Here is a 21,447-nt window from a genome sequence, read left to right on the forward strand (position 1 = left end):
CCCACCGCAGTCGCGCAGGGGCAGTTGGGTGGCAGTCATATGACTGCCACCCAACTGATTTCGCAGACCCGTTTTGGTACTAGACTCTAAGAGCGGCGTGCGCGCAGAAGCCGTCAGCGTGTCGGCGCCGCAACGTGAGACAAGCACAACGATCGGAGAGATTCAGTGGCAGACAGCATCGACTGCGCGGGTGAGAGCATTCCCTGGAGACAGGGTCTGACCGGGACGGAGATCTTCTCCACGGACCGCGCGGTGGTGGCGATGTGGCTGAATGGGGAGCCGGCCGACCTCAGTCGCGAACTCGCCCCGGGCGACAGCATCGCCCCGATCCTCATCGATTCCCCCGAGGGTCTCGACATCCTCCGCCACTCGACCGCGCACGTCACCGCGCAGGCCGTGCAGGAGCTCTTCCCCGATGCCAAGCTCGGCATCGGCCCCTACATCACCGACGGCTACTACTTCGACTTCGATGTCGCCGAGCCCTTCACCCCCGATGACCTCAAGGCCATCCAGAAGAAAGCCGCGCAGATCGTCAAGTCGGGCCAGACCTTCAACCGCGTCGTCGTCACCGAGGACGAGGCGCGCGAGCGCATGGCGAACGAGCCGTACAAGCTCGAACTCATCAGCGACAAGGGCGCCGGCGACGACGAGTCCGCAGCCGTCGAGGTCGGGGCGGGCGAACTCACCGTCTACGAGAACGTCGACCGCAAGGGCGAGGTCGTGTGGCAGGACCTCTGCCGCGGCCCCCACCTGCCGAACACGAAGCTCATCGGCAACGGGTTCGCCGTCACCCGCTCCTCTGCCGCCTACTGGCGCGGCGACCAGGCGAATGCGAGCCTCCAGCGCGTCTACGGCACCGCGTGGGCCTCGAAGGACGACCTCAAGGCCTACCAGGACCGCCTCGCCGAGGCCGAACGCCGTGACCACCGCAAGCTCGGTGCCGAACTCGACCTCTTCTCCTTCCCCGAGGAGCTCGGCTCCGGTCTGCCCGTCTTCCACCCCAAGGGCGGTGTCATCAAGCGCGAGATGGAGGACTACGTCCGCGCCCGCCACATCGAGGAGGGCTTCGAGTACGTCGGGACTCCGCACATCTCGAAGGAGACCCTCTACTACACCTCGGGCCACCTGCCCTACTACGGCGAGAACATGTTCCCGTCGATGCTCGTCGACGAGGTCCGTGACGAGGAGGGAGAGATCGTCAAGGCGGGCACGCCCTACCGCCTCAAGGCGATGAACTGCCCGATGCACAACCTCATCTACCGCTCCCGCGGACGCTCCTACCGGGATCTGCCGCTGCGGCTCTTCGAGTTCGGCACCGTCTACCGCGACGAACCCTCCGGCGTCGTCCACGGTCTCACCCGCGTCCGGGCGCTCACGCAGGACGACTCGCACTCCTACGTCGCGATCGAGGATGCGGCCGCCGAGATCCGCCACCTCCTCGGTTTCGTCTTGAGCCTCCTGCGCGACTTCGGACTCAACGACTTCTACCTCGAACTCTCCACCCGCGACGAGGACGGGAAGAAGAAGGACAAGTTCATCGGCTCTGACGAGCAGTGGGCCGAGGCGACCGCGACCCTCGAGCAGGTCGCTGCCGAGTCCGGACTCGAACTCGTCCCCGATCCCGGCGGAGCCGCGTTCTACGGCCCGAAGATCTCCGTCCAGGCCCGGGATGCGATCGGGCGCACGTGGCAGATGTCGACCGTCCAGCTCGACTTCAACCAGCCAGAGCGCTTCGGACTCGAATACGTCGCCGCCGATGGCAGCCGCAAGCAGCCGGTGATGATCCACTCGGCGAAGTTCGGCTCGATCGAACGCTTCCTCGGTGTCCTCACCGAACACTATGCCGGAGCGTTCCCGGTCTGGCTCTCACCCGTCCAGGTCACCGCCATCCCCGTCGCCGACGAGTTCAACGACTACCTCTATGAGGTCGCCGAGAAGCTGCGCGCCGCAGGCGTGCGCGTCGAGGTCGACGACAGCGACGACCGCTTCCCGAAGAAGATCCGCAACGCCTCGAAGTCGAAGGTGCCCTTCGTCCTCATCGCCGGTGGGGAGGACCGCGACGCCGGTGCGGTCTCCTTCCGCTTCCGCGACGGTGAGCAGGACAACGGAGTGCCCGTCGCCGAGGCGATCGAGCGGATCGTCGAGGCGATCGAGACCAAGGCCCAGGTATGACCACGGAGGACGGTCAGTCCGGCCACCTCGGCGAGGGGAAGCGGACCGAACCCGACCTCGGCATGGACCTGGCCGACATCGAGTCGGCCTCGGGCTTCCCGGGGGAGCCCGACGGATTCCAGCGGCTGTGGACACCGCACCGGATGGTCTACATCGGCGGCCAGGACAAGCCGAAGGATTCGGGTGTCGACGAATGCCCGTTCTGCGCGGCACCGAAGAAGTCCGACGAGGAAGGGCTCATCGTCGCTCGCGGTGAGTCCGTCTACGCCGTGCTCAACCTCTACCCGTACAACCCGGGACATCTCCTCATCTGTCCCTACCGGCACGTCGCCGACTATACGGAGCTCACCGAGGAGGAGACGGTCGAGCTCGCCCATTTCACGCAGAAGGCGATGCGCGTCATCCGGGCGGTCTCCGGGCCCGACGGCTTCAACCTCGGCATGAACCAGGGCGAGGTCGCCGGTGCCGGGATCGCCGCCCACCTCCACCAGCACGTCGTCCCGCGCTGGAGCGGAGACGCGAACTTCCTGCCCGTCGTCGCACAGACGAAAGCCCTGCCGCAGGTGCACGCCGATGCCCGGGCAGCGCTGTCGAGAGAATGGAACCGATGAACCCCGAAGACCTCGATTCGCTCGCCGAATACGCCACGCCCGTCGTCGCCGGTGAGGACACGATCATCGCGATCACCCGCCCCGACCTCGAGTCGAACACCTACCTCACGCAGCTCTTCGCCTTCCGTGGGGAGTCCTCGCAGCGGATCACGCACGGCTGGCGTGACTCGGCCCCGCACATCGGCGAGCACTGGTCCGGATATCTCAGCGCTGAGAAGTCCGAGCGACCGCAGCTCTTCGCCGGCCCCTCGCTCGCGACGGCGCACCGGATCACGGACAACCACCTCGGCGTCACCGAGTTCGACATCGACGACGCCGGCAGTCGCGCCCTCTACGTCGCCCGAGTCGCCGAATCCGGCCGCTACGGCACCGACGACGACATCCCCGCCGAGGAGGAGGCACCGCGTCGGATCACCTCAGCGGCGTATCACGCCAACGGGCTCGGGTACGTGGGGGATCGTCCCGCCCGGGCCTTCCTCGTCGACCTCATCGAGCCGGGCCTCGGCAAGGCGGGCATCACCGGCAGCGCCGAGGTGCCGCTGTCGACGATGCTTCAGACCCCCGAGTCCGATGTCCACGACCCGCAGTTCTCGCCGAGCGGCGCACGGATGAGCGTCATCGCCGACGTCACTCCTGACCGGGGAGAACCCGACCTGCGCTCGACGGTGTGGCTGCTCGGCTCCGACGGACCGGAGGCACTCGAGCTGCCGCGGATGAGCGTGAGTCTGCACCGTTGGATCGACGACGATCGCGTCCTCCTCGTCGGCGCCGACCTCACGCGCGACGCCCTCGACTTCGTCGGTCAGATGCCCGGCCTCTTCGTCCATGATCTGAGCACGGGCACGACCCGCCGGCTCACCGACCCCGAAACCGTGGCGATCGCCTCCCTGCCTCCCATCGTCGTCGGGGAGTCGGCCGTCGTCGCCGTCGACACCGACGGAGCGACGCGCCTGGCGAGGATCGATCTGTCCGCCGAGGCGGTCGGCCTCGACGACCTCCGCTTCCTCACCGATGCGCTCAGCGTCGTCACCGGCTTCGCCGTCGACGGGGGAACCGCCGTCGCCACGGCCGTGACCCCGGAGAGTCCCGCCGTGCTCATCCGGGTCGGCCTCGACGGCTCCGCCGCCGTCGGGCCGAGCCCGACGGCGGGGGCGACGGAGATCGCGGGCGACAGCGCGATCGAGGGCGGGGTGATGGACGCCAACGCCGTCGCCGACCTCGTCGACGATGAGCACCCCCATGCCGATTCGACGCTCGCCGAGGCGCACGCAGCCGGTGAGGACGACATGTACGACTCCGACGTCGCCGCCGTGTCCTCCGCTGAATCCGGGCTCGCCGTCGCCGGCGTCGCCGATGCGGCGGAGGCAGCCGGGGCGACTGCCTCGGCGGGGGAGACGGGGCCGAGCGTGCTGCGCGCGCACCCGGCACCGGCGAACTCCGTCCTCCCGCGGCTACTGCGGGTCGACGGCGAGGGCGGGACGATCACCGGATGGCTCGCCAAACCCACAGGTCAGGGACCCTTTCCCGTCGTCCTCAACATCCACGGCGGACCCTTCGCCCAGTACACGCACGGATGGTTCGACGAGACCCAGGTGCTCACCTCGGCGGGGTATGCGGTCGTGTACGCGAACCCTCGCGGTTCAGGCGGACGCACCCGCACATGGGGCACGGCAGTGCAGGGGAACATGGCGGAGCCGGCGATGGCCGACGTCCTTGCCGTCCTCGAGCATGCGCTCGCGCTCGATTCGGACCTCGACGGGGACCGCCTCGGCGTGCAGGGCGGATCGTACGGCGGATACCTCACCGCGATGACGATCGCCGCCGACCACCGGTTCCGAGCCGCGATCGTCGAACGCGGCTACCTCGACCCGCGCAGCTTCGTCGGCACCTCGGACATCGGACGCTTCTTCTCGGAGGAGTACACGAGCCGGGACGCCGCCGCGATCGAACGGCAGTCGCCGCTCGCCCATGCCGGTCAGGTGCGCACCCCGGCACTCGTGATGCATTCCGAACTCGACTTCCGGTGCCCGCTCGAGCAGGCTCAGCAGTACTATGCCGCCCTGCAGCGGGCCGGTGTGGAGACCGAGCTGCTCATCTTCCCCGGCGAGAACCACGAACTCTCCCGGTCGGGGCAGCCGCGCCATCGGCGGCAGCGCTTCGACGCGATCATCGACTGGTGGGACACCCACCTCGGCGGGCGACCGGCGGAGTCGGCGACCGATGACCGTCCCCTGACGACCGCGGTGGTTCGCTGACCCGATGCTCAACACCATTGCCCGCGCGGCATTCACCCGTCTCTTCCGTCCCCTGGCGAGGCTCCTCCTGCGCCTGGGACTGACACCCGATGCCGTGACGTACATCGGGACGATCGGGGTGTGCGCGGGTGCCCTGGTGTTCTACCCGCTCGGGCAACTGCTCTGGGGGACGATCGTCATCACGGTCTTCGTCTTCTGCGACATGCTCGACGGGATCATGGCCCGGGAGACCGGGCGCAACAGCCTCTGGGGGGCCTTCCTCGACTCGACGCTCGACCGGATCGCTGATTCCGCGGTCTTCATCGGGCTCGCCCTGTGGTTCTTCCTCGGCGCCTCCGACCCGCTCACCGCGCTGCTCGCCCTCGGCTGTCTCGTCACCGGTTCGCTCGTCTCCTACGTCCGGGCGCGCGCGGAGGGACTCGGCGTCCACGCCGCGGGTGGGATCGCCGAGCGCGCCGATCGGTTGTTGGTCACACTCGTCGTCACCGGCTTGGTCGGAATGGGACTACCCGATATCGTTCTGACGGTCGCCCTGGGCGTCTTGATGATCGCCTGCTGCATCACTATCCTGCAAAGAATTTCGTCTGTCCGCCGTCAACTCCTGGAGAACCATGAAACCTCGTAAAGCTTCGCGGGTCGTACTGCTCAATGAGCGCGACGAGGTTCTCCTCATCAGGGCCCAGGACCTGCTCACACCGTCCCACCAGTGGTGGATGACGTGCGGCGGCGGTTCGGAGATGGGCGAGACCCCGGCGCAGACGGCGGCGCGGGAACTCGCCGAGGAGACAGGCATCGAATGCGAGCCCGGCGACCTCATCGGTCCGCTCGCCATCCGCGACGAGGTCTTCCACTTCACGGAGAAGGAGCTGCGGCAGCTCGAGACCTACTTCGCCTACCGGACGACCGAGGACATCGAACTCGAAGACGCCGTGTGGACGGACATCGAGAAGCGCAGTCTCCTCGAGTTCCGCTGGTGGAGCCGCGAAGAGCTGCTCGAGACGACCGAGACGATCTACCCGAGGAACCTGCTCAGCCTCATGGAGCTCGCCTCCCGGGGAGCCGTCCCCGACGTCCCGCTCGTCATCGACTGATTGTCTGCGGGCAGTCGGCCGGCGGACGCCTCGGCAGCCGGTTCCGCTCGATCGGCGGTTCCGCCGGGATCGGCTCACCGTCGCAGGGGAGAACCGGCGGGGTCGGCTGGGACGACGAACAGCCTCGGCGGGGGAAGGCTGGGACCGACGAACGGGGAAGGCTGGGACCGACGATCGCCTCGGCGGAGTGCCCCTCATCCCGTCCTCCGGCGCGCTTTCGGGGCGGAGGGTCGCGAGCGTATAGAATCGTAGGGCTGTATCTATAGGAAGGAACACCAGTGTCAGGTCATTCCAAATGGGCAACGACTAAGCACAAGAAAGCTGCCATCGATGCCAAGCGCGGCAAGCTCTTTGCCAAGCTGATCAAGAACATCGAGGTTGCCGCACGCAACGGTGGACCTGATCCCGATGGCAACCCGACCCTTTTCGACGCGATCCAGAAGGCGAAGAAGAACTCCGTCCCGGCCGATAACATCAACCGCGCGGTCAAGCGCGGCGGCGGCCTCGACGGCGAAGCGGTCAACTACGAGACGATCATGTACGAAGGCTACGCGGCCGGCGGCGTGGCGCTGCTCATCGAGTGCCTCACCGACAACCGCAACCGTGCGGCCTCCGAAGTCCGGGTCGCCGTGACCCGCAACGGCGGTTCCATGGCCGACCCCGGCTCGGTGTCGTACAACTTCAACCGCAAGGGCGTCATCGTCGTCCCGGCCGAGGGCACCGACGAGGACGCCATCGTCGAAGCGACCCTTGAAGCCGGGGCCGAAGAGGTCAACGACGAAGGCGAGACCTTCGAGGTCATCTCCGAGGCGACCGACCTCGTGGCCGTGCGCACCGCACTCGTCGACGCAGGCATCGACTACGACTCCGCCGAGGCGTCGTTCGTGCCCGGACTCAAGGTCAGCCTCGACGCTGCGACCGCAGCCAAGGTGTTCAAGCTCATCGATGCCCTCGAGGACAGCGATGAGGTCCAGAACGTCTACTCGAACGCCGACGTCAGCGACGAGGTCCTCGCAGAACTCGACGCCTGATGCGCATCCTCGGCGTGGACCCCGGCCTCACGCGGTGCGGGCTCGGCGTCATCGACACCCTGTCGGCCCGTCGGGTCGCCATGGTCGCCGTCGACGTCGTCCGCACCCCGTCCGCGGATTCCGTGGACCTGAGGCTGGGGAGCCTCGCCGAGGCGTTCGACACCTGGCTCGATGTGCACCGTCCCGATGTGGTGGCGATTGAGCGGGTGTTCGCGCGCAATGACGTCTCGACGATCATGGGCACCGCCCAGGTCTCGGGGCTGACGATGGGTCTCGCCGCGCGCCGCGGGATCCCCGTGGCGATGCACACCCCGTCCGAGGTCAAGGCCTCGATCACCGGCTCCGGCCGAGCCGACAAGAAACAGGTGACGAACATGGTCACCCGCATCCTCGGCCTCGACGCTCCGCCCAAGCCCGCGGATGCCGCCGACGCACTGGCGATCGCCATCTGCCACTCATGGAGAGGGGCGCTGAGCGCGCAGTCGACTCCGGGTGCGAACAAGGACCTCACCGAGCGCAAGGGCGGCGGCCGGCAGGGGAGTGGGCTGACGAAGGCCCAGGAGCAGTGGGCGAGAGCCCTGCGCGACGCGAAGTGAAGGTTCTGGGGGACGCGAAGTGAAGGCTGTGGGCGCGCTTCTTCAGCGGGGTGAGAGTGTCCTGAGGACGTAATCACCGTGGTACACCGCGCGTCTGTGCAGGTCAGCGGTGTGCCGTCTATGCGATTAGAACATCGGCGAAACACGTAGAAATAACTTCGAAAGATTCGAACGAAACTATAGACACAATGAAGTGAATAGGCGTAGAATCAGGACAACGACACAACGAAGATGTTGATGGACGAATCACTGAGATCATGACGCTGACACCGGATCGCACGCCGAGCCGTCGGAGCAGAGGCTCCGACGGAAAAGGAAGGCGCGCGGCCGGACAGCCGCTCCCGTGGACCCGAGACGAATCGTCGGGCGGCAGCGCGGGTGGACGAGCGGGCGGAAGCCAGCCGCAGTCGCTGTTCGATCAGCTCAGAGACGCCGGTATGGATCTCGGCGGACACGAACTCGCCGATCGCTTCGGTGAGATCGCTCCGGTCGCACCCCAGGATTTCGGCAAGCTCGATGAACCCCGTCCGCAGACAGACAAGGGCCGAGTCGTTTCCGACGATTGCGGGGCTGCTGGGCGTCAGTCGCGCGAAGTGCGGTCCGATGATGCGCGGTCCGATACAGGGAAACAGTCCTCGAAGCGCGCGGCTGCGAAACGGTCCCTGCGCTCGGATGGATCCCATCGCTCGGACGACGGCGTTCGAGACGATGGCATCGCAGGGGGAGGGACCGGTCGGAGCGGAGAAGACAAGCTGACCGATGTGGGCTCGGATGCAGTGGATCGGCCGTGCGTGTCCGATATCGCGAACCCGTTCCAGGCTGCCGTCGACGAGCACCGTGACACCTCGATTCCCGACTCCCCGCACCCGATGCTCAGCAGCGAGCAGTGGGCCGACATGCAGTCGTCGGTGCCGGAGGTCACGGGGAGCCTCACTGCTCTCACCGAGCTCGCCACACAGCTGCAGACCTTCCAACGTCCGATGGGACCCGACGAGGCTGTCACCGTGATGCAGGGCCTCGAAGCACTCAGTCGCATCGTCGACCTGCTCTCCGCCGTCACCCTCTCGGTGTTCGAACGGACCGGCACTCCCAAGGACTACGGCGCGAAGACCACCAAGTCACTTGTGCAGGACAAGCTCAAGCTCAGTGGCAGAGAAGCTCACCGGCGCACGGAACTGGCCAAGAACCTCGGGAACCGAGTCGATGTCACCGGCCAGTCACGACCACCCAAGTACCCTGTCGTGGCCGAGGGCCTGCGATCCGGCCGGCTCTCCTCGAGTCAGGCAGCGGTCATCGGCGAATGCATGGACGCCGTACCGTTCTGGATCTCCTCCGATGTGCGCAGCAGGGTCGAGGAGAAGCTCGTCTCGCGCGCACCGAGCGTGCGGGTGTCCGACCTCAAACGGATCTTCGCCGAGATGCTTGATCGTCTCGATCCCGACGGTGAGGAGCCCCCGGACTCGCATGATCGCTCGAAGTATCGGGTGAATGTTCGCCAGCGACGAGACGGCGACTGGGACCTGTCCGGACTGCTCGACCCGATCTCCGGCGGCATCCTCCAGGGCTGGCTGACCTCGCGGATCAAAGCCGACGACCCTGCGACCACCGGCAGTGTCGGAGACGGAACTGTCGAGAACGGCGACGCAGGCAGCGGTGCGGCAGGTGCCGGCGCTGTCGGTACTGGCGCTGACGGCACCAGCGGCGCTGACGGCACCAGTGGTGCTGAGGCCGTTCCCGCAAGCGCTGAGGGCCTTGTCGGCGGCAGTCCGGCTGGTCGTGCCGGCGATCTCGACCCGATCACCGGGCAGCCGCACAGTGCCGACGACCAGGAGATCGTCGACCTGTTTTCCAGCGTCCTCTCCGGCGACGTCTCGGATGCGCGCGTCCCCACCGACCTGACTCCGGGCGCGACCGACTGCGGCACCAGCCGTGGTTGGGGCGTGCGAGAAGACGGAGCCTTCGTCGACACCTCTGACGTTCAGGGATCGGTGAAGAACCTCATCTACGAACGGTTCGCCACCATGATCTCCCGGATCGAGATGGACCGAGTGGGCAAGGGCGCACCGTTCGCCCTCGTCGTCAACGCGACGGCCGAGCACCTTGCGGAGAAGAAGGGCCGAGCGGCCACCGGAGCCGAAGCGGAGTTTCCCATCGACCTCGCTGTCGACGAGGGACTCAACGGCTCGGTGTTCTTTCACCTCATGAGCGACAAGGCGAAATCCCTGTCTCTCGCCACCGAGAATCGGCATGCGACGGCGAAGCAGCTCGCCATCCTCGCCTCACGCGACCAGGGATGCACGTTCCCCGGGTGCGAGACACCTCCGGGGTGGTGCGATGCGCACCACATCGTCCCCTGGGCGATGGGCGGGAAGACCGAACTCAACAACCTCACCTTGGCGTGCGGAATGCATCACCACCTCATCGACAAATCGGACTGGTATGCCTACATGCTCTTTGACGGCAGACCCGCGTGGATTCCGCCCGCCTCGATCGATGTCGAACGCAGACCGATCCTCCACTCCCGCTTCATCGCCCGCGAGGCCGCCGAAACCCTCTTTGACGAACCTCCGGGGACGAGTGGGCCTCCACATGACGGTGAGCCTCCAGGGAGCAGTGGGCCGGCGCCCGGGAGTGAACCCGAAAGCGACGCTGGTGGCTTCGGTGGCGGTGGGTGAACGGCGGACTCCGCCCGGGCATGTCGGATAAGTTGGGTCACGGGTTCCTGTTAACCTGGATTCGTACAAGTGTTCCCACCCGAAAGGCTGTCCGTGATCAGTTTCCTCAGCGGTACGGTTCATCGCATCGCAGCTGACCACCTCGTCGTCCTCACCTATGGAGTCGGACGCAAAGTGCACGTGACACCGGACACCCTCGCGGGGACTCGCCATGGCGCCGAGATCGAGCTCGTCACCACACTCGTCGTCCGCGAGGATTCGATGACCCTCTTCGGGTTCGGCACCGAGGACGAGAACCACACCTTCGAAGTCCTCCTCACCATCTCCGGCATCGGTCCGCGCTTGGCTATGGCCATCCTCTCGGTCATGGGCCCCGACGAGCTCGCCGCCGCCATCTCCGGACAGGATGCGACTGCGCTCACCCGCGTGCCGGGTATCGGGAAGAAGGGTGCCTCGCGCATCATCCTCGAACTCGAGAACAAGCTGCCGAAGTTCGCCGCGACGGCCTCCGCGCCCGCGCTGTCCTTCGGGGGAGTCAACCAGCAGGTCGTCGACGCCCTCGTCGGCCTCGGGTGGAAGGAACCCCAGGCCGCCGACGCGGTGCAGGACGTCGTCAGCGAGCTCGGTCCTGACGCCGGCACCTCGACACTCCTCAAGGCCTCCCTCAAAGTCCTGGGTGCGAGGAAATGACCGGACGAGAATCTCTGTCGCGCGAACCCGACTCCTACGAAATGGACTTCGGCGACCAGCGACTCACCGGGGCCGAGCAGGACCGCCTCGTCTCCGGCACCGCCGAAGCGGCCGAGCGCGACGCCGAAGCCGCGCTCCGGCCGAAGGGACTCCAGGACTTCATCGGACAGCCCCAGGTCCGCGAACAGCTCTCCCTCGTCCTCGACGCCGCCAAGGCACGCAGCAGGACTCCCGACCACGTCCTGCTCTCCGGGCCGCCCGGACTCGGCAAGACGACGCTGGCGATGATCATCGCCCATGAGATGCAGGCGAGCCTGCGGGTGACCTCGGGCCCGGCAGTCCAGCACGCCGGCGACCTCGCCGCCATCCTCTCCTCCCTCGAAGAGGGCGAAGTCCTCTTCATCGACGAGATCCATCGCATGGCCAGGGCCGCCGAGGAGATGCTCTACGTCGCGATGGAGGACTTCCGCGTCGACGTCATCGTCGGCAAGGGGCCTGGTGCCACGGCGATCCCGCTCGACCTTCCGCCCTTCACCCTCGTCGGGGCGACCACGCGCTCGGGCCTCCTCCCCGCACCCCTGCGCGACCGGTTCGGCTTCACCGGCCACCTCGACTTCTACTCGAGCGCAGACCTGCTCACCGTGCTCAAACGCTCGGCCCGCATGCTCGGCATCGATGCTCAGGTGCGTGGTCTCGAGGAGATCTCCACCCGTTCGCGCGGCACCCCGCGCATCGCCAACCGCCTGCTCCGGCGCGTCCGCGACTGGGCGCAGGTCCGCGGCTCCGGCGTCATCGACGAGGCGGCGGCCCTCAATGCGCTCACCGTGTACGAAGTCGACGAACTCGGCCTCGACCGCCTCGACCGGTCCGTGCTCGACGTGCTCTGCCGGCGCTTCGGCGGGGGCCCCGTCGGCCTCGGCACCCTCTCGGTCTCCGTCGGCGAGGAGGCCGACACGGTCGAGACGGTCTCTGAACCCTACCTCGTGCGGGAGGGACTCATCAGCCGCACTCCGCGCGGACGCGTCGCCACCTCGGCGGCGTGGAGGCACTTGGGCCTCCACGTCCCAGCAAACTATGAGTTCTGAACCGGGGCCACCGGTTCGCCTTGAGTGCGCAGTTCGAACTAAGCTAGTGCACTGGTCCGTTCTTATGGAAGGTTGATACCTGTGGATTTGCTCATCCCTCTCGCGCTTGCCGCGCTGCTGATTTTCTTCCTGTTCAACTCTCGGCGTAAGCAGAAGGCGCGAGCGGAGCAGATCAAGGCCGGTCTGGTTCCCGGGGCGAAGGTGATGACGACGTTCGGCGTCTTCGGCACCGTGCTCTCGATCAACGACGAGGACAACCAGGTCACCATCGAATCGGGCCCCGGCACCATCCTCAAGGTCCACCGCCAGGCGATCGGCCAGATCGAGAACCCCGAGACCGATGTCGCGCCCATCGCCGACGGCACCACTGACGACGCCGCTGAGACCCCGGCGATCACCGATGCCGAACTCGACGCGATGAACGAGCGCAAGCGCGCCGAGGGCAATGGGGACGCCGACGCGGCGACGACCGCGCAGGCCGACGACATCGACGCGATCGCCAAGGCCGACGCCGATGCGAACACCGCCGAGGCCCGTCGGGCCGAGGAAGCGCGGAAGACCGACACCGCCGACACGATCGATGCCGACACGACCGGCGGCACCACCGACAAGAAGGCCCTCGACGGCCTCGAGGACGACTCGACAGCAGGGGACTCGTCGAAGAAGCCCGGAAGCACGCCGGACTCCGACGACAAGAAGAACTGACACCCGCACCCGATCGAAAGCTGAATCGTGTCCGATATCGAAGAAAAGCCGCGACCAGGTCTGCGGTTCCTGTGGTTGGCGATCGTCACCCTCGTCCTCGGCGGCGTCCTCGCCGGGGGAGTGATCTGGTCCGACGCGACGACCACACCGAAGCTCGCCCTCGACCTCGAAGGCGGCACCTCGATCATCCTGGAGCCCCAGGTCTCCGAGGACACGACCATCAGCAAGGAGCAGCTCGATCAGGCGGTCGCCATCATCCGCCAGCGAGTCGACTCGACCGGCGTCTCCGAAGCGGAGATCACCACCCAGGGCGACAGGAACATCGTCGTCAACCTGCCCGGCAATCCCGATGAGGAGACCCGCAACCTCGTCCGCTCCTCGGCGCAGCTCGTGTTCCGGCGGGTCGCACTCGTCGGCGACCCCCGCTCCCAGGAGCAGATCAATGAGGAGCAGCAGGGCAGCGAGAACGGCGGCGCCAATGGCGACGACGGACTCTCTGACGAAGAGCGGAAGCGCCTCGAGGAGCTCACCGGCGGCAATCAGGAATCGCCGGCCGGCGGCGGAGCCGTCGTCAACTCCGGCACCGGAACCGGCGCCGGAGTCGACACCGGCAGCGGCGCTGAGACCGGCAACGGAACTGAGACCGACCCGAACGCCGGCGGCAGCGTTCCCGGCCCTGCCGGCAAAGACGCCTCGGGCTCCGGCGAGGAGACCCCGGCCGGCGGAGAGTCTCCCGCAGGTGGCGAGACCCCGGCCGGCGAAGGTCAGGGCGAGGACACGAAGGTCACCGACTCCACACCGCGTCCCCTCTTCGACCCGGAGAAGGACGCCTCGGAATGGCAGACCGAGGCCATCGTCAAGCGCTACACGGAACTCGACTGCACGGACCCGAAGAACCGGACCGGTGGTGAGCAGCAGCCCGCCGACGAACCCGTAGTCGCATGTGCCCAGGACGGTTCGGCGAAGTACGTGCTCGGACCCGTCGAACTCTCCGGCGACCACCTCAAGGACGCGAGCTTCGGCTATGCGGCCGGCGCCAACGGCGTCCAGACCAACCAGCCCGCCGTCAACCTCGAGTTCGACGACACCGGCCGTGAGATCTTCAAGCAGATCACCTCGGCGATCACGGGCCTGCAGCAGCCGTACAACCAGTTCGCCATCGCCCTCGACGGCCTCGTCCTCTCCGCCCCGACTTCGAACGCCGTCATCTCCGACGGCCGTGCAGAGATCTCCGGCAACTTCACTCTCGACGAGGCGCAGACGCTCGCCAACCAGCTCAAGAACGGCTCCCTGCCGATCAGCTTCCAGGTGCAGAGCGAAGAGCAGATCTCGCCGACCCTCGGCGCGAACTACCTCAACATCGGCCTGCTCACCGGCCTCGTCGGCCTCATCCTCGTCGTCGTGTACTCGCTCCTGCAGTATCGCGTGCTCGGCCTCGTCACGGTCGCCAGCCTCGTCGTCGTCGGTGTGCTCACCTATCTGCTGCTGCTCATCGCCTCCTGGAGATACGGCTACCGCCTCTCCCTGGCCGGTGTCGCCGGTATCATCATCGGCATCGGCATGGCAGCGGACTCCTTCATCGTCTACTTCGAACGCGTGCGGGACGAGCTGCGCAGCGGCCGCAACCTCCTCTCGGCTGTCGAAGTCGGCTGGGACCGCGCCAAGCGCACCATCTGGGCGTCGAAGTCGGTGAACATGCTCGCCGCGGTGATCCTCTACATCCTCGCCGTGGGCTCGGTGCGCGGATTCGCGTTCACCCTCGGACTCACCGTGATCGTCGACATCATCGTCGTCTTCCTCTTCACCCATCCGATGCTCGAAGTGCTCGCGAGAACGAAGTTCTTCGGCCAGGGACACCCGATGTCGGGCATGGACCCGCGTCTGCTCGGCGTCAAACGCGCCGCCTACCGCGGAGCGCTCAACATCGACCTCCCCGAGTCGGAGAAGTCTCCCGAAGCCAAGCGCCGGGAGAAGGCGCGCGCCCGCAAAGCCGGAATCGACAGCGACACGATCGCCGGCCGGCGCGCGAAGGCGAAGAGCGAGTCCGCTGCGAACTCGGGCGGTTCCGATTCCGCGACCAGTGCCGAGGCGACCGCCGAGGAGCACGGCACGACGAAGACCGCCACCCGCACGACGTCGAGCGAAGCCGCCGAGGAGACTGAGGCGGCAGACACAGAAGTGACTGCGGAGTCGAGCACGACCGCCGAGAAGAAGACCTCGAGTGCGCGCTCCGGCAAGCGGCGACGCTCACGGACGGAGCCGAGTGCGGGCGGCGGCACCATCGCCGAACGCAAGGCGGCCGCCAGGCGTGCGGCGCAGCAGTCCGACGACGAGACGGGAGACGAGAAGTGAAACGGTTCTTCGCGTGGGGCAACCGCCTCCACAACGGCGAGTCGTCGATCCCGTTCGTCGGGAAGGCGAAGCTGTGGCTCGGCATCGCCGGCGTCCTCGTCCTCCTCTCCCTCCTCGTCCCGCTCGTCGCCGGCTTCAACTTCGGCATCGCCTTCCGCGGCGGGTCGCAGTTCCAGGTCGACAACGTCACCGACACCTCGGCGGCCAAAGGCGAATCGATCGTCACCGATGTCGTCCCCGACTCCGAACCCCGGCTCACCCCCACCGGGGACACCGGGGTGAGGATCGAGACGAACCAGCTCACCGACCCCCAGATGCAGGAGGTCCGCGACGCCCTGGCCTCCGGCTACTCGGTCAATGCCGAGGACGTCACCTCGACCTTCGTCGGTCCCCAATGGGGCGCTGACGTGACGTCGAAGATGATCAGAGCCCTCGTCATCTTCGTCGCCATCGCGATGATCGTCATGGCCCTCTACTTCCGCACCTGGAAGATGTCCCTGGCAGCGATCATCGGCCTCTTCGTCGTCATGATCATCACCATGGGCATCTACTCGGTCACCGGCTTCGAGGTCACACCCGAGGCGATCATCGGCTTCCTCACCGTCCTGAGCTTCTCGCTCTACGACACGGTCGTCGTCTTCGACAAGATCAGAGAGAACACGACGAGATTCCAGGACAAACGGAACCTCAAGTTCTCCGAGCTCGTCAACCTCGGCGTCAACCAGACGACGGTGCGTTCGATCAACACCTCGGTCGTCTCGGTCCTCCCGATCGCCTCGATCCTCTTCATCGGCGTGTTCCTCCTCGGCGCCGGCACCCTCGTCGACATCTCCCTGTCGCTGTTCATCGGCACGATCGTCGCCGCGGCCTCGACCCTCTTCGTCGCCAGCCCCCTCTACGCGCTTCTGCGAGCGAACGAACCCGCGGTGAAGGAACAGGAAGAAGCCGTGCGAGAATTGCGTTTACGGAATGGATCCGAGGACGTTCCACCGGTGATCCACGCCGAGGTCTGAGACGCTGAGAGGGGGATGTGATGGCATCATCAGCTGAATCGCGCCGTCCGCGCGGCATCTCCCGTCTGGCCTGGTGGGCGGCCAGGGCACAGAACAACGCCGACTACCCCAGGGTGCTCGGACCGATGATCCGTGCCCTGCAGGCGAGCCATCCGAAGGCCGACATCGACCTCGTCGTCCGTGCCTACACGGTCGCCGAGGAGGCCCACCGCGGTCAGACCCGGAAGTCCGGGGACCCCTACATCACCCACCCGGTGGCGGTGGCGACGATCCTCGCCGAGATCGGCATGCTCCCCGTCACCCTGGCGGCGGCTCTGCTCCACGACACCGTCGAGGACACCGACTACTCGCTCGAGCAGCTCACCGAGTCCTTCGGCCCCGAGGTCGCCGCGATGGTCGACGGGGTGACGAAGCTCGACAAGCTCACCTACGGTCAGGCCGCCCAGTCGGAGACCGTGCGGAAGATGATCGTCGCGATGGCCAAGGACATCCGCGTCCTCGTCATCAAACTTGCCGACCGCCTCCACAATGCCCGCACGTGGAAGTTCGTCCCCGCCGCCTCGAGTACGAAGAAGGCCCGCGAGACCCTCGAGATCTACGCCCCGCTGGCGCACCGGCTGGGCATGAACACGATCAAATGGGAGCTCGAAGACCTCTCGTTCCAGGTTCTCCACCCCAAGGTCTACGACGAGGTCGTCCGCCTCGTCGCCGACCGTGCGCCCGAGCGCGAGAAGTACCTTGCGACCGTCTCGTCCGAACTCCAGTCCGAGCTCGCCGAATCCGGCATCGAGGCGGCCATCACCGGCCGCCCGAAGCACTACTACTCGATCTACCAGAAGATGGTCGTGCGCGGTCACGAGTTCGCCGACATCTACGACCTCGTCGGAGTCCGCGTCCTCGTCGAGACCGTCCGCGAATGCTACGCCACCCTCGGCATCGTCCACGCCCGCTGGAACCCGGTTCCCGGCAGGTTCAAGGACTACATCGCGATGCCGAAGTACAACATGTACCAGAGCCTGCACACGACGGTCATCGGCCCGAACGGCAAACCCGTCGAGATCCAGATCCGCACCCACGAGATGGACCGCAGAGCCGAGTTCGGCGTCGCCGCGCACTGGAAGTACAAGGACCGCGGCAACCCGTCGAAGGCGATCACCTCGAACACCGCCCGCTCCGTCAAGGTCTCCGACGACGGCGGCGTCGACGACGCCGCGTGGCTGCGGCAGCTCCTCGACTGGCAGCGTGAGGTCAGCGACCCCGACGAGTTCCTCGACAGCCTCCGCTACGAGGTCAACTCGAAGGAGGTCTACGTCTTCACGCCCAAGGGCGACGTCATGAGCCTGCCCGCCGGGGCGACGCCGGTCGACTTCGCCTACGCCGTGCACACCGAGGTCGGGCACAAGACGATGGGCGCCCGGGTCAACGGCCGCCTCGTCGCCCTCGACACCGAGCTCAAGAACGGCGACTCCGTCGAGGTCTTCACCTCCAAGGACGAGAACGCCGGTCCCAGCCGCGACTGGCTCGGCTTCGTCAAGAGCCCGCGCGCCCGGTCGAAGATCCGCCAGTGGTTCTCCAAGGAGCGCCGCGAAGAGGCGATCGAGAACGGCCGCGAGCAGCTCGCCCGGGCGATGCGCCGCCATTCCCTTTCCGCGAACGCCCTGATGAGCCAAGAGGCGCTCCAGGTCGTCTCGACCGAGCTGCGCCTGCCCGACGTCACCGCGCTCTACGCGGCGATCGGCAACGGGGTGACTTCGGCCGCCCACGTCGTCGACCTGCTCGCCAAGGAAGTCGGCGACGACGAGGAGGCCGCGGTCCTGCCTCCGGCACCGCGCAACCGCACCGGCCAGTCCTCGGGCCATCATTCGTCCTCGGGCGGCGTCGTCGTCAAGGGCGTCGACGACGTCCTTGTCAAACTCGCCCGCTGCTGCACCCCGGTGCCCGGGGATGAGATCGTCGGCTTCGTCACCCGCGGCTCGGGAGTCTCCGTCCACCGGGTGGACTGTCCCAACGTCGTCTCCCTCGAACGCGAACCCGAGCGCATGGTCGAGGTCTCCTGGGGGGAGAAGACGAGCGGCGTCTACCTCGTCCAGATCCAGGTCGAAGCCCTCGACCGCTCGGGACTGCTCTCGGACATCACGAAGGTCCTCACCGACACCCACGTCAACATCCTCTCCGCCTCCGTGGCGACCTCGAAGGCCCGCGTCGCTCAGTCGAAGTTCGTCTTCGAGATGAGCGACGCAAGCCACCTCGACACGGTGCTCTCCGCCGTTCGGAAGGTCGAAGGCGTCTTCGACGTCTACCGCATCTCGGGAGGCTGAGGGGCGCGCGGCCAGGGGGTCGAGGTGTGTCCGCGCCGATCGACGACCTCCCGCATCTGCGCGGCGTACGGCCGCCGGGAGACCCCGTCGAGGTAGAGCCGAAAACGCGTGCGCATCGCGGGCGGCACCTCGTCGATGATCTCGGCCACCGCCCTGGCCGAACCCGCCTCCGGACGGCGGACGTGCGGCAGGAGCAGATCGTAGAGCGTGCGCATCGGCGTCGTCACCGGCAGACCGGCGATCGTCTCCCAGTCGCCGCGGCCGAGGTTGAGTTCGTGGACGACGGCTCCGTCCTGGTCGAGCACCCTCCTGCGCGGATGCGTCGTGAAGGTCAGCGGGCTCGGCGCCCGACCGAGACCGACATGGACCCACCAGGCAGTCGAGTGCGAGACGACGAGCCGCGCTGGGATCTGCGCCGCCAGCGCACTGATGCGATCCTCTGGTCCGAGCACCGCACCCGACCGCACCCACGTCGTCTCCGTCAGCGGGACGAGCAGACCGTCGAGGGTGAGCTCCGTGAGCTGCTCGTAGCCGTAGTCGCGGAGTCGGAAGATGTCCTCCATGAGGCCACTATCGTCGTCTCACCCTGGGAGGGCAAGACCGAATCGTCGGCCTGTGGACAACCACGGACTCGGGTCCGCGCCTGTGGACAGAGAAGAATCAGGGCCGGACGGTTCACCGTCCGGCCCTGACGAGAAGCTGTTGAGCGTCAGTCGAGTTCGGCCGCCGTCTGAGCGAGCTGATCGCGCCACGCACGCCGGGCGTCGAGAGCGGCCTGCGCATCAGCGACGGACTTCTCGTCGCCTGAGGCCTTCGCGGTCTCGAGCGCCGCCTCGAGTTCGGCGATCGATTCGTCGAGCTGGCTCAGCGCCCCCGAGGTGCGGGCCTTGGTCTCGGGGTTGCTCCGCTTCCACGCCGCGTCCTCGGCGTCGGCGAGCGCCCGCTCGACCTCGCGCAGACCGTTCTCCATCCGGGAGACATCGGCGCGGGGCACTTTCCCGGCCTCCTCCCACTCGTCCTGGATGACCCGGAGCTCACGCTTCGCTGCCACCGGATCCGTGATCGGCAGCAGCGCCTGCGCCTTCTTCAGCAGCGCTTCCTTGACCTCGAGGTTGCCCTTGTACTCCTCGTCGAGTGCGGCGTTCTCCGCATCCCTGGCGGCGAAGAAGACGTCCTGGGCGGCACGGAAGCGCGCCCAGAGGGCATCGTCGTCCTTGCGCGAGGCGCGCGGGGCGCGCTTCCACTGGGTCATCAGGTCCTTGTACTTCTGGGACACGGTGCGGAAATCGGTCGACCCGGACAGCGACTCCGCCTCGGCGACGATCTTCTCCTTGATCCGCTTGCCCTCGGAGTTGTGCTTGTCGAGCTCGGCGAAGAAGTCCTTGCGCTTGCGCTCGAAGGTGTTCCGGGCCTGCGAGAATCGGCCCCACAGCTCCTGATCGACCGACCGCGGCAGGCGCGGTCCGCTGCGCTGCATGTCCTTCCACTGGGCGAAGAGCTCCCGCAGACGGGCACCGGAGACCTTCCACTGGATCTTCTCGGGATCCTTGCCTGCCAGGGTCTCGGCTTCGACGACGATCTCCTCGCGCTTCTGCGCGGCCTCGAGCTTGGCCGCCTCGGCGCGGGCCGCCTGCTTCGACTCCGTCGCCTTGGCATCGGAGAGGAGCGTGTCGAGGGTCGCGGCGAGACCCTTGAGGTCGCCGACGACGTTCGCGTCGGCGAGCGAGTCCCGCAGCGCGGTCGCCGCCGTCGTCACCTCGCGTCCGGGCGCTCCGGCGGAGAGTCGGTTGCGCAGATGAGCGGCGTGCTCGACGAGCTCGACGTACTTCTTCGCGAAGTACTCGACGGCTTCCTCACCGGTCGCGTCGGGGTACTGGCCGACCTCACGCTCACCGTCGGCGGTGATGACGAACACCGTCCCCTGCTCGTCCGCGCGACCGTGCGTGACCGCGCGCGCCACCTCGGCGTCGTGGTCGACGGTGGTCCCGGTCACCGGCTGAGCCGCCTGCGGGCGGGGCAGCGACGACGGGCGGGGAGTCGGCTTGGGGGTCGGGGTCGACATGTCTCTCACCTGTTTCCTCATCGGTCGAACCGGCGGTCTCGCCGATCACTCGATCATTGCGTGACACCAGCATAACCATCCGCCACCGTCTGGATAGACTCTGCCCATGGATGTCTTGACCACCCGTGCCGAATTCCTCGACGTCAACTGCTACGCCGTGCGCGCCGAGGGGCACAGCGACTGCATCCTCGTCGATGCCGGCTTCGACGCCGCTCCCGGCCTCGCCGAGGTCCTCGCCGAGGAGGGACTGACCCCGCAGGCGATCTTCCTCACCCACGGCCACCCCGACCACATCCTCGGGCTGCCGGGAATGCTCGAGCGCTGGGACGTTCCCGTCCACCTCGGCGCCGATGACCACTACCGGATGGCCGCACCGGGGGAGACCCTGGGGCCGGCGTTCGCACAGATGATCGCTCCGCTGCTCACCGATTGGCAGGCCCCCGCCGAGGTGGTCCCGCTCACCGACGGCACCGCCGTCACCGTCGCCGGACTCACCGTCACCGCGGTCGCCGCCCCCGGCCACACCGAAGGGTCGACCCTGCTGCGGGTGAGCGCCGACGGTGAGGAGGTCGTCTTCACCGGCGACGTCGTCTTCGCCGGAGCCATCGGGCGCATCGACCTGCCCGGCGGCGACGCCGAGGCGATGGGCAGCACACTGCGGGCCTTTGCGGACCTGCCCGACGTTCCCATCTATCCTGGACACGGTCCGGGTTCGCGAGTGGGTCACGAACTCCGGACGAACCCGTTCCTCTGATCCGATCCACAGCCGCCCGAGGTGCCGCCTCGGCGAG

Annotated in this window: 18 protein-coding genes; 15 read left to right on the forward strand and 3 right to left on the reverse strand. The window is 67.2% G+C overall.

All coding sequences use genetic code 11. The annotated features are described in order from the left end of the window. Nucleotides 1-165: 165 nt before the first annotated feature. The 7 genes from thrS (at nucleotide 166) to ruvC (ending at nucleotide 7,756) form a co-directional block, all read left to right on the forward strand. Nucleotides 166-2,172: a threonine--tRNA ligase gene (gene thrS, locus BC102111_RS04665; RefSeq protein WP_009377121.1), complete on the forward strand. Its 2,007-nt coding sequence runs from the start codon at nucleotides 166-168 to the stop codon at nucleotides 2,170-2,172. Beyond that, entirely contained in the window at nucleotides 2,169-2,783 is a 615-nt protein-coding gene (locus BC102111_RS04670) for an HIT family protein (RefSeq protein WP_101623727.1), read from the forward strand. Before thrS ends, BC102111_RS04670 begins: the two co-directional genes overlap by 4 nt. After that, the gene (locus BC102111_RS04675) at nucleotides 2,780-5,038 is read left to right on the forward strand and encodes an alpha/beta hydrolase family protein (RefSeq protein WP_101623728.1); all 2,259 of its coding nucleotides are present in this window, start codon (nucleotides 2,780-2,782) and stop codon (nucleotides 5,036-5,038) included. The genes BC102111_RS04670 and BC102111_RS04675 overlap by 4 nt, the downstream gene beginning before the upstream one ends. Before the next feature lie 4 nt (nucleotides 5,039-5,042). Further along, nucleotides 5,043-5,663, forward strand: a complete 621-nt coding sequence (gene pgsA, locus BC102111_RS04680; RefSeq protein WP_009377124.1) for a phosphatidylinositol phosphate synthase — start codon at nucleotides 5,043-5,045, stop codon at nucleotides 5,661-5,663. Next, complete coding sequence (locus BC102111_RS04685) at nucleotides 5,650-6,129, forward strand: NUDIX hydrolase (protein ID WP_040341488.1); 480 nt, start codon at nucleotides 5,650-5,652, stop codon at nucleotides 6,127-6,129. The genes pgsA and BC102111_RS04685 overlap by 14 nt, the downstream gene beginning before the upstream one ends. Nucleotides 6,130-6,407: 278 nt before the next feature. Continuing rightward, on the forward strand, nucleotides 6,408-7,160 hold the full coding sequence (locus BC102111_RS04690) for a YebC/PmpR family DNA-binding transcriptional regulator (RefSeq protein ID WP_095375512.1): 753 nt from the start codon (nucleotides 6,408-6,410) through the stop codon (nucleotides 7,158-7,160). Next, nucleotides 7,160-7,756: a crossover junction endodeoxyribonuclease RuvC gene (ruvC, locus tag BC102111_RS04695; RefSeq protein ID WP_009377127.1), complete on the forward strand. Its 597-nt coding sequence runs from the start codon at nucleotides 7,160-7,162 to the stop codon at nucleotides 7,754-7,756. Before BC102111_RS04690 ends, ruvC begins: the two co-directional genes overlap by 1 nt. A 209-nt stretch (nucleotides 7,757-7,965) precedes the next feature. Here ruvC and BC102111_RS17710 read toward each other — a convergent pair whose 3' ends face one another. Next, complete coding sequence (locus tag BC102111_RS17710; protein ID WP_176472421.1) at nucleotides 7,966-8,592, reverse strand: hypothetical protein; 627 nt, start codon at nucleotides 8,590-8,592, stop codon at nucleotides 7,966-7,968. On the opposite strand from BC102111_RS17710, the gene BC102111_RS17715 reads away from it, so the two are divergent. The 7 genes from BC102111_RS17715 (at nucleotide 8,548) to BC102111_RS04730 (ending at nucleotide 18,594) form a co-directional block, all read left to right on the forward strand. After that, nucleotides 8,548-10,431, forward strand: coding sequence for an HNH endonuclease signature motif containing protein (locus BC102111_RS17715; RefSeq protein ID WP_180960574.1), 1,884 nt, complete (start codon nucleotides 8,548-8,550; stop codon nucleotides 10,429-10,431). The genes BC102111_RS17710 and BC102111_RS17715 overlap by 45 nt on opposite strands. 93 nt (nucleotides 10,432-10,524) lie before the next feature. Then, on the forward strand, nucleotides 10,525-11,121 hold the full coding sequence (gene ruvA / locus BC102111_RS04705; RefSeq protein ID WP_101623729.1) for a Holliday junction branch migration protein RuvA: 597 nt from the start codon (nucleotides 10,525-10,527) through the stop codon (nucleotides 11,119-11,121). Between the two features lie 41 nt (nucleotides 11,122-11,162). Continuing rightward, nucleotides 11,163-12,206, forward strand: a complete 1,044-nt coding sequence (gene ruvB / locus BC102111_RS04710) for a Holliday junction branch migration DNA helicase RuvB (RefSeq protein WP_101623730.1) — start codon at nucleotides 11,163-11,165, stop codon at nucleotides 12,204-12,206. Nucleotides 12,207-12,287: 81 nt separating this feature from the next. Further along, complete coding sequence (yajC, locus tag BC102111_RS04715) at nucleotides 12,288-12,911, forward strand: preprotein translocase subunit YajC (protein WP_232252586.1); 624 nt, start codon at nucleotides 12,288-12,290, stop codon at nucleotides 12,909-12,911. 27 nt (nucleotides 12,912-12,938) lie between these two features. Next, nucleotides 12,939-15,263 (forward strand): protein translocase subunit SecD, encoded by a 2,325-nt coding sequence (gene secD, locus BC102111_RS04720; RefSeq protein ID WP_232252585.1) that lies wholly within the window; start codon nucleotides 12,939-12,941, stop codon nucleotides 15,261-15,263. Then, entirely contained in the window at nucleotides 15,260-16,276 is a 1,017-nt protein-coding gene (gene secF, locus BC102111_RS04725) for a protein translocase subunit SecF (RefSeq protein WP_009377133.1), read from the forward strand. Before secD ends, secF begins: the two co-directional genes overlap by 4 nt. 20 nt (nucleotides 16,277-16,296) lie before the next feature. Continuing rightward, nucleotides 16,297-18,594: a RelA/SpoT family protein gene (locus BC102111_RS04730; protein ID WP_095375515.1), complete on the forward strand. Its 2,298-nt coding sequence runs from the start codon at nucleotides 16,297-16,299 to the stop codon at nucleotides 18,592-18,594. Here the strand turns inward: BC102111_RS04730 and BC102111_RS04735 are convergent. Next, nucleotides 18,573-19,157, reverse strand: a complete 585-nt coding sequence (locus BC102111_RS04735; RefSeq protein ID WP_009377135.1) for a hypothetical protein — start codon at nucleotides 19,155-19,157, stop codon at nucleotides 18,573-18,575. The two genes, BC102111_RS04730 and BC102111_RS04735, sit on opposite strands and share 22 nt — an antisense overlap. A 146-nt stretch (nucleotides 19,158-19,303) precedes the next feature. Further along, on the reverse strand, nucleotides 19,304-20,656 hold the full coding sequence (locus tag BC102111_RS04740; protein WP_009377136.1) for a DUF349 domain-containing protein: 1,353 nt from the start codon (nucleotides 20,654-20,656) through the stop codon (nucleotides 19,304-19,306). 106 nt (nucleotides 20,657-20,762) lie between these two features. Between BC102111_RS04740 and BC102111_RS04745 the strand changes: the two genes are divergently transcribed. Beyond that, entirely contained in the window at nucleotides 20,763-21,410 is a 648-nt protein-coding gene (locus BC102111_RS04745; protein ID WP_101623733.1) for an MBL fold metallo-hydrolase, read from the forward strand. Nucleotides 21,411-21,447 lie beyond the last annotated feature (37 nt).

The organism is Brevibacterium casei CIP 102111, from assembly GCF_900169275.1.
GTDB lineage: Bacteria > Actinomycetota > Actinomycetes > Actinomycetales > Brevibacteriaceae > Brevibacterium > Brevibacterium casei.

What these genes read in the sequence shown, in the direction of transcription:
- BC102111_RS04670 (WP_101623727.1), top strand. Translation starts at nt 2,169, where the DNA reads ATGACCACGGAGGACGGTCAGTCCGGCCACCTCGGCGAGGGGAAGCGG.
- BC102111_RS04675 (WP_101623728.1), top strand. Translation starts at nt 2,780, where the DNA reads ATGAACCCCGAAGACCTCGATTCGCTCGCCGAATACGCCACGCCCGTC.
- pgsA (WP_009377124.1), top strand. Translation starts at nt 5,043, where the DNA reads ATGCTCAACACCATTGCCCGCGCGGCATTCACCCGTCTCTTCCGTCCC.
- BC102111_RS04685 (WP_040341488.1), top strand. Translation starts at nt 5,650, where the DNA reads ATGAAACCTCGTAAAGCTTCGCGGGTCGTACTGCTCAATGAGCGCGAC.
- ruvC (WP_009377127.1), top strand. Translation starts at nt 7,160, where the DNA reads ATGCGCATCCTCGGCGTGGACCCCGGCCTCACGCGGTGCGGGCTCGGC.
- ruvB (WP_101623730.1), top strand. Translation starts at nt 11,163, where the DNA reads ATGGACTTCGGCGACCAGCGACTCACCGGGGCCGAGCAGGACCGCCTC.
- BC102111_RS04730 (WP_095375515.1), top strand. Translation starts at nt 16,297, where the DNA reads ATGGCATCATCAGCTGAATCGCGCCGTCCGCGCGGCATCTCCCGTCTG.
- BC102111_RS04735 (WP_009377135.1), bottom strand. Translation starts at nt 19,157, where the DNA reads ATGGAGGACATCTTCCGACTCCGCGACTACGGCTACGAGCAGCTCACG.
- BC102111_RS04740 (WP_009377136.1), bottom strand. Translation starts at nt 20,656, where the DNA reads ATGTCGACCCCGACCCCCAAGCCGACTCCCCGCCCGTCGTCGCTGCCC.
- BC102111_RS04745 (WP_101623733.1), top strand. Translation starts at nt 20,763, where the DNA reads ATGGATGTCTTGACCACCCGTGCCGAATTCCTCGACGTCAACTGCTAC.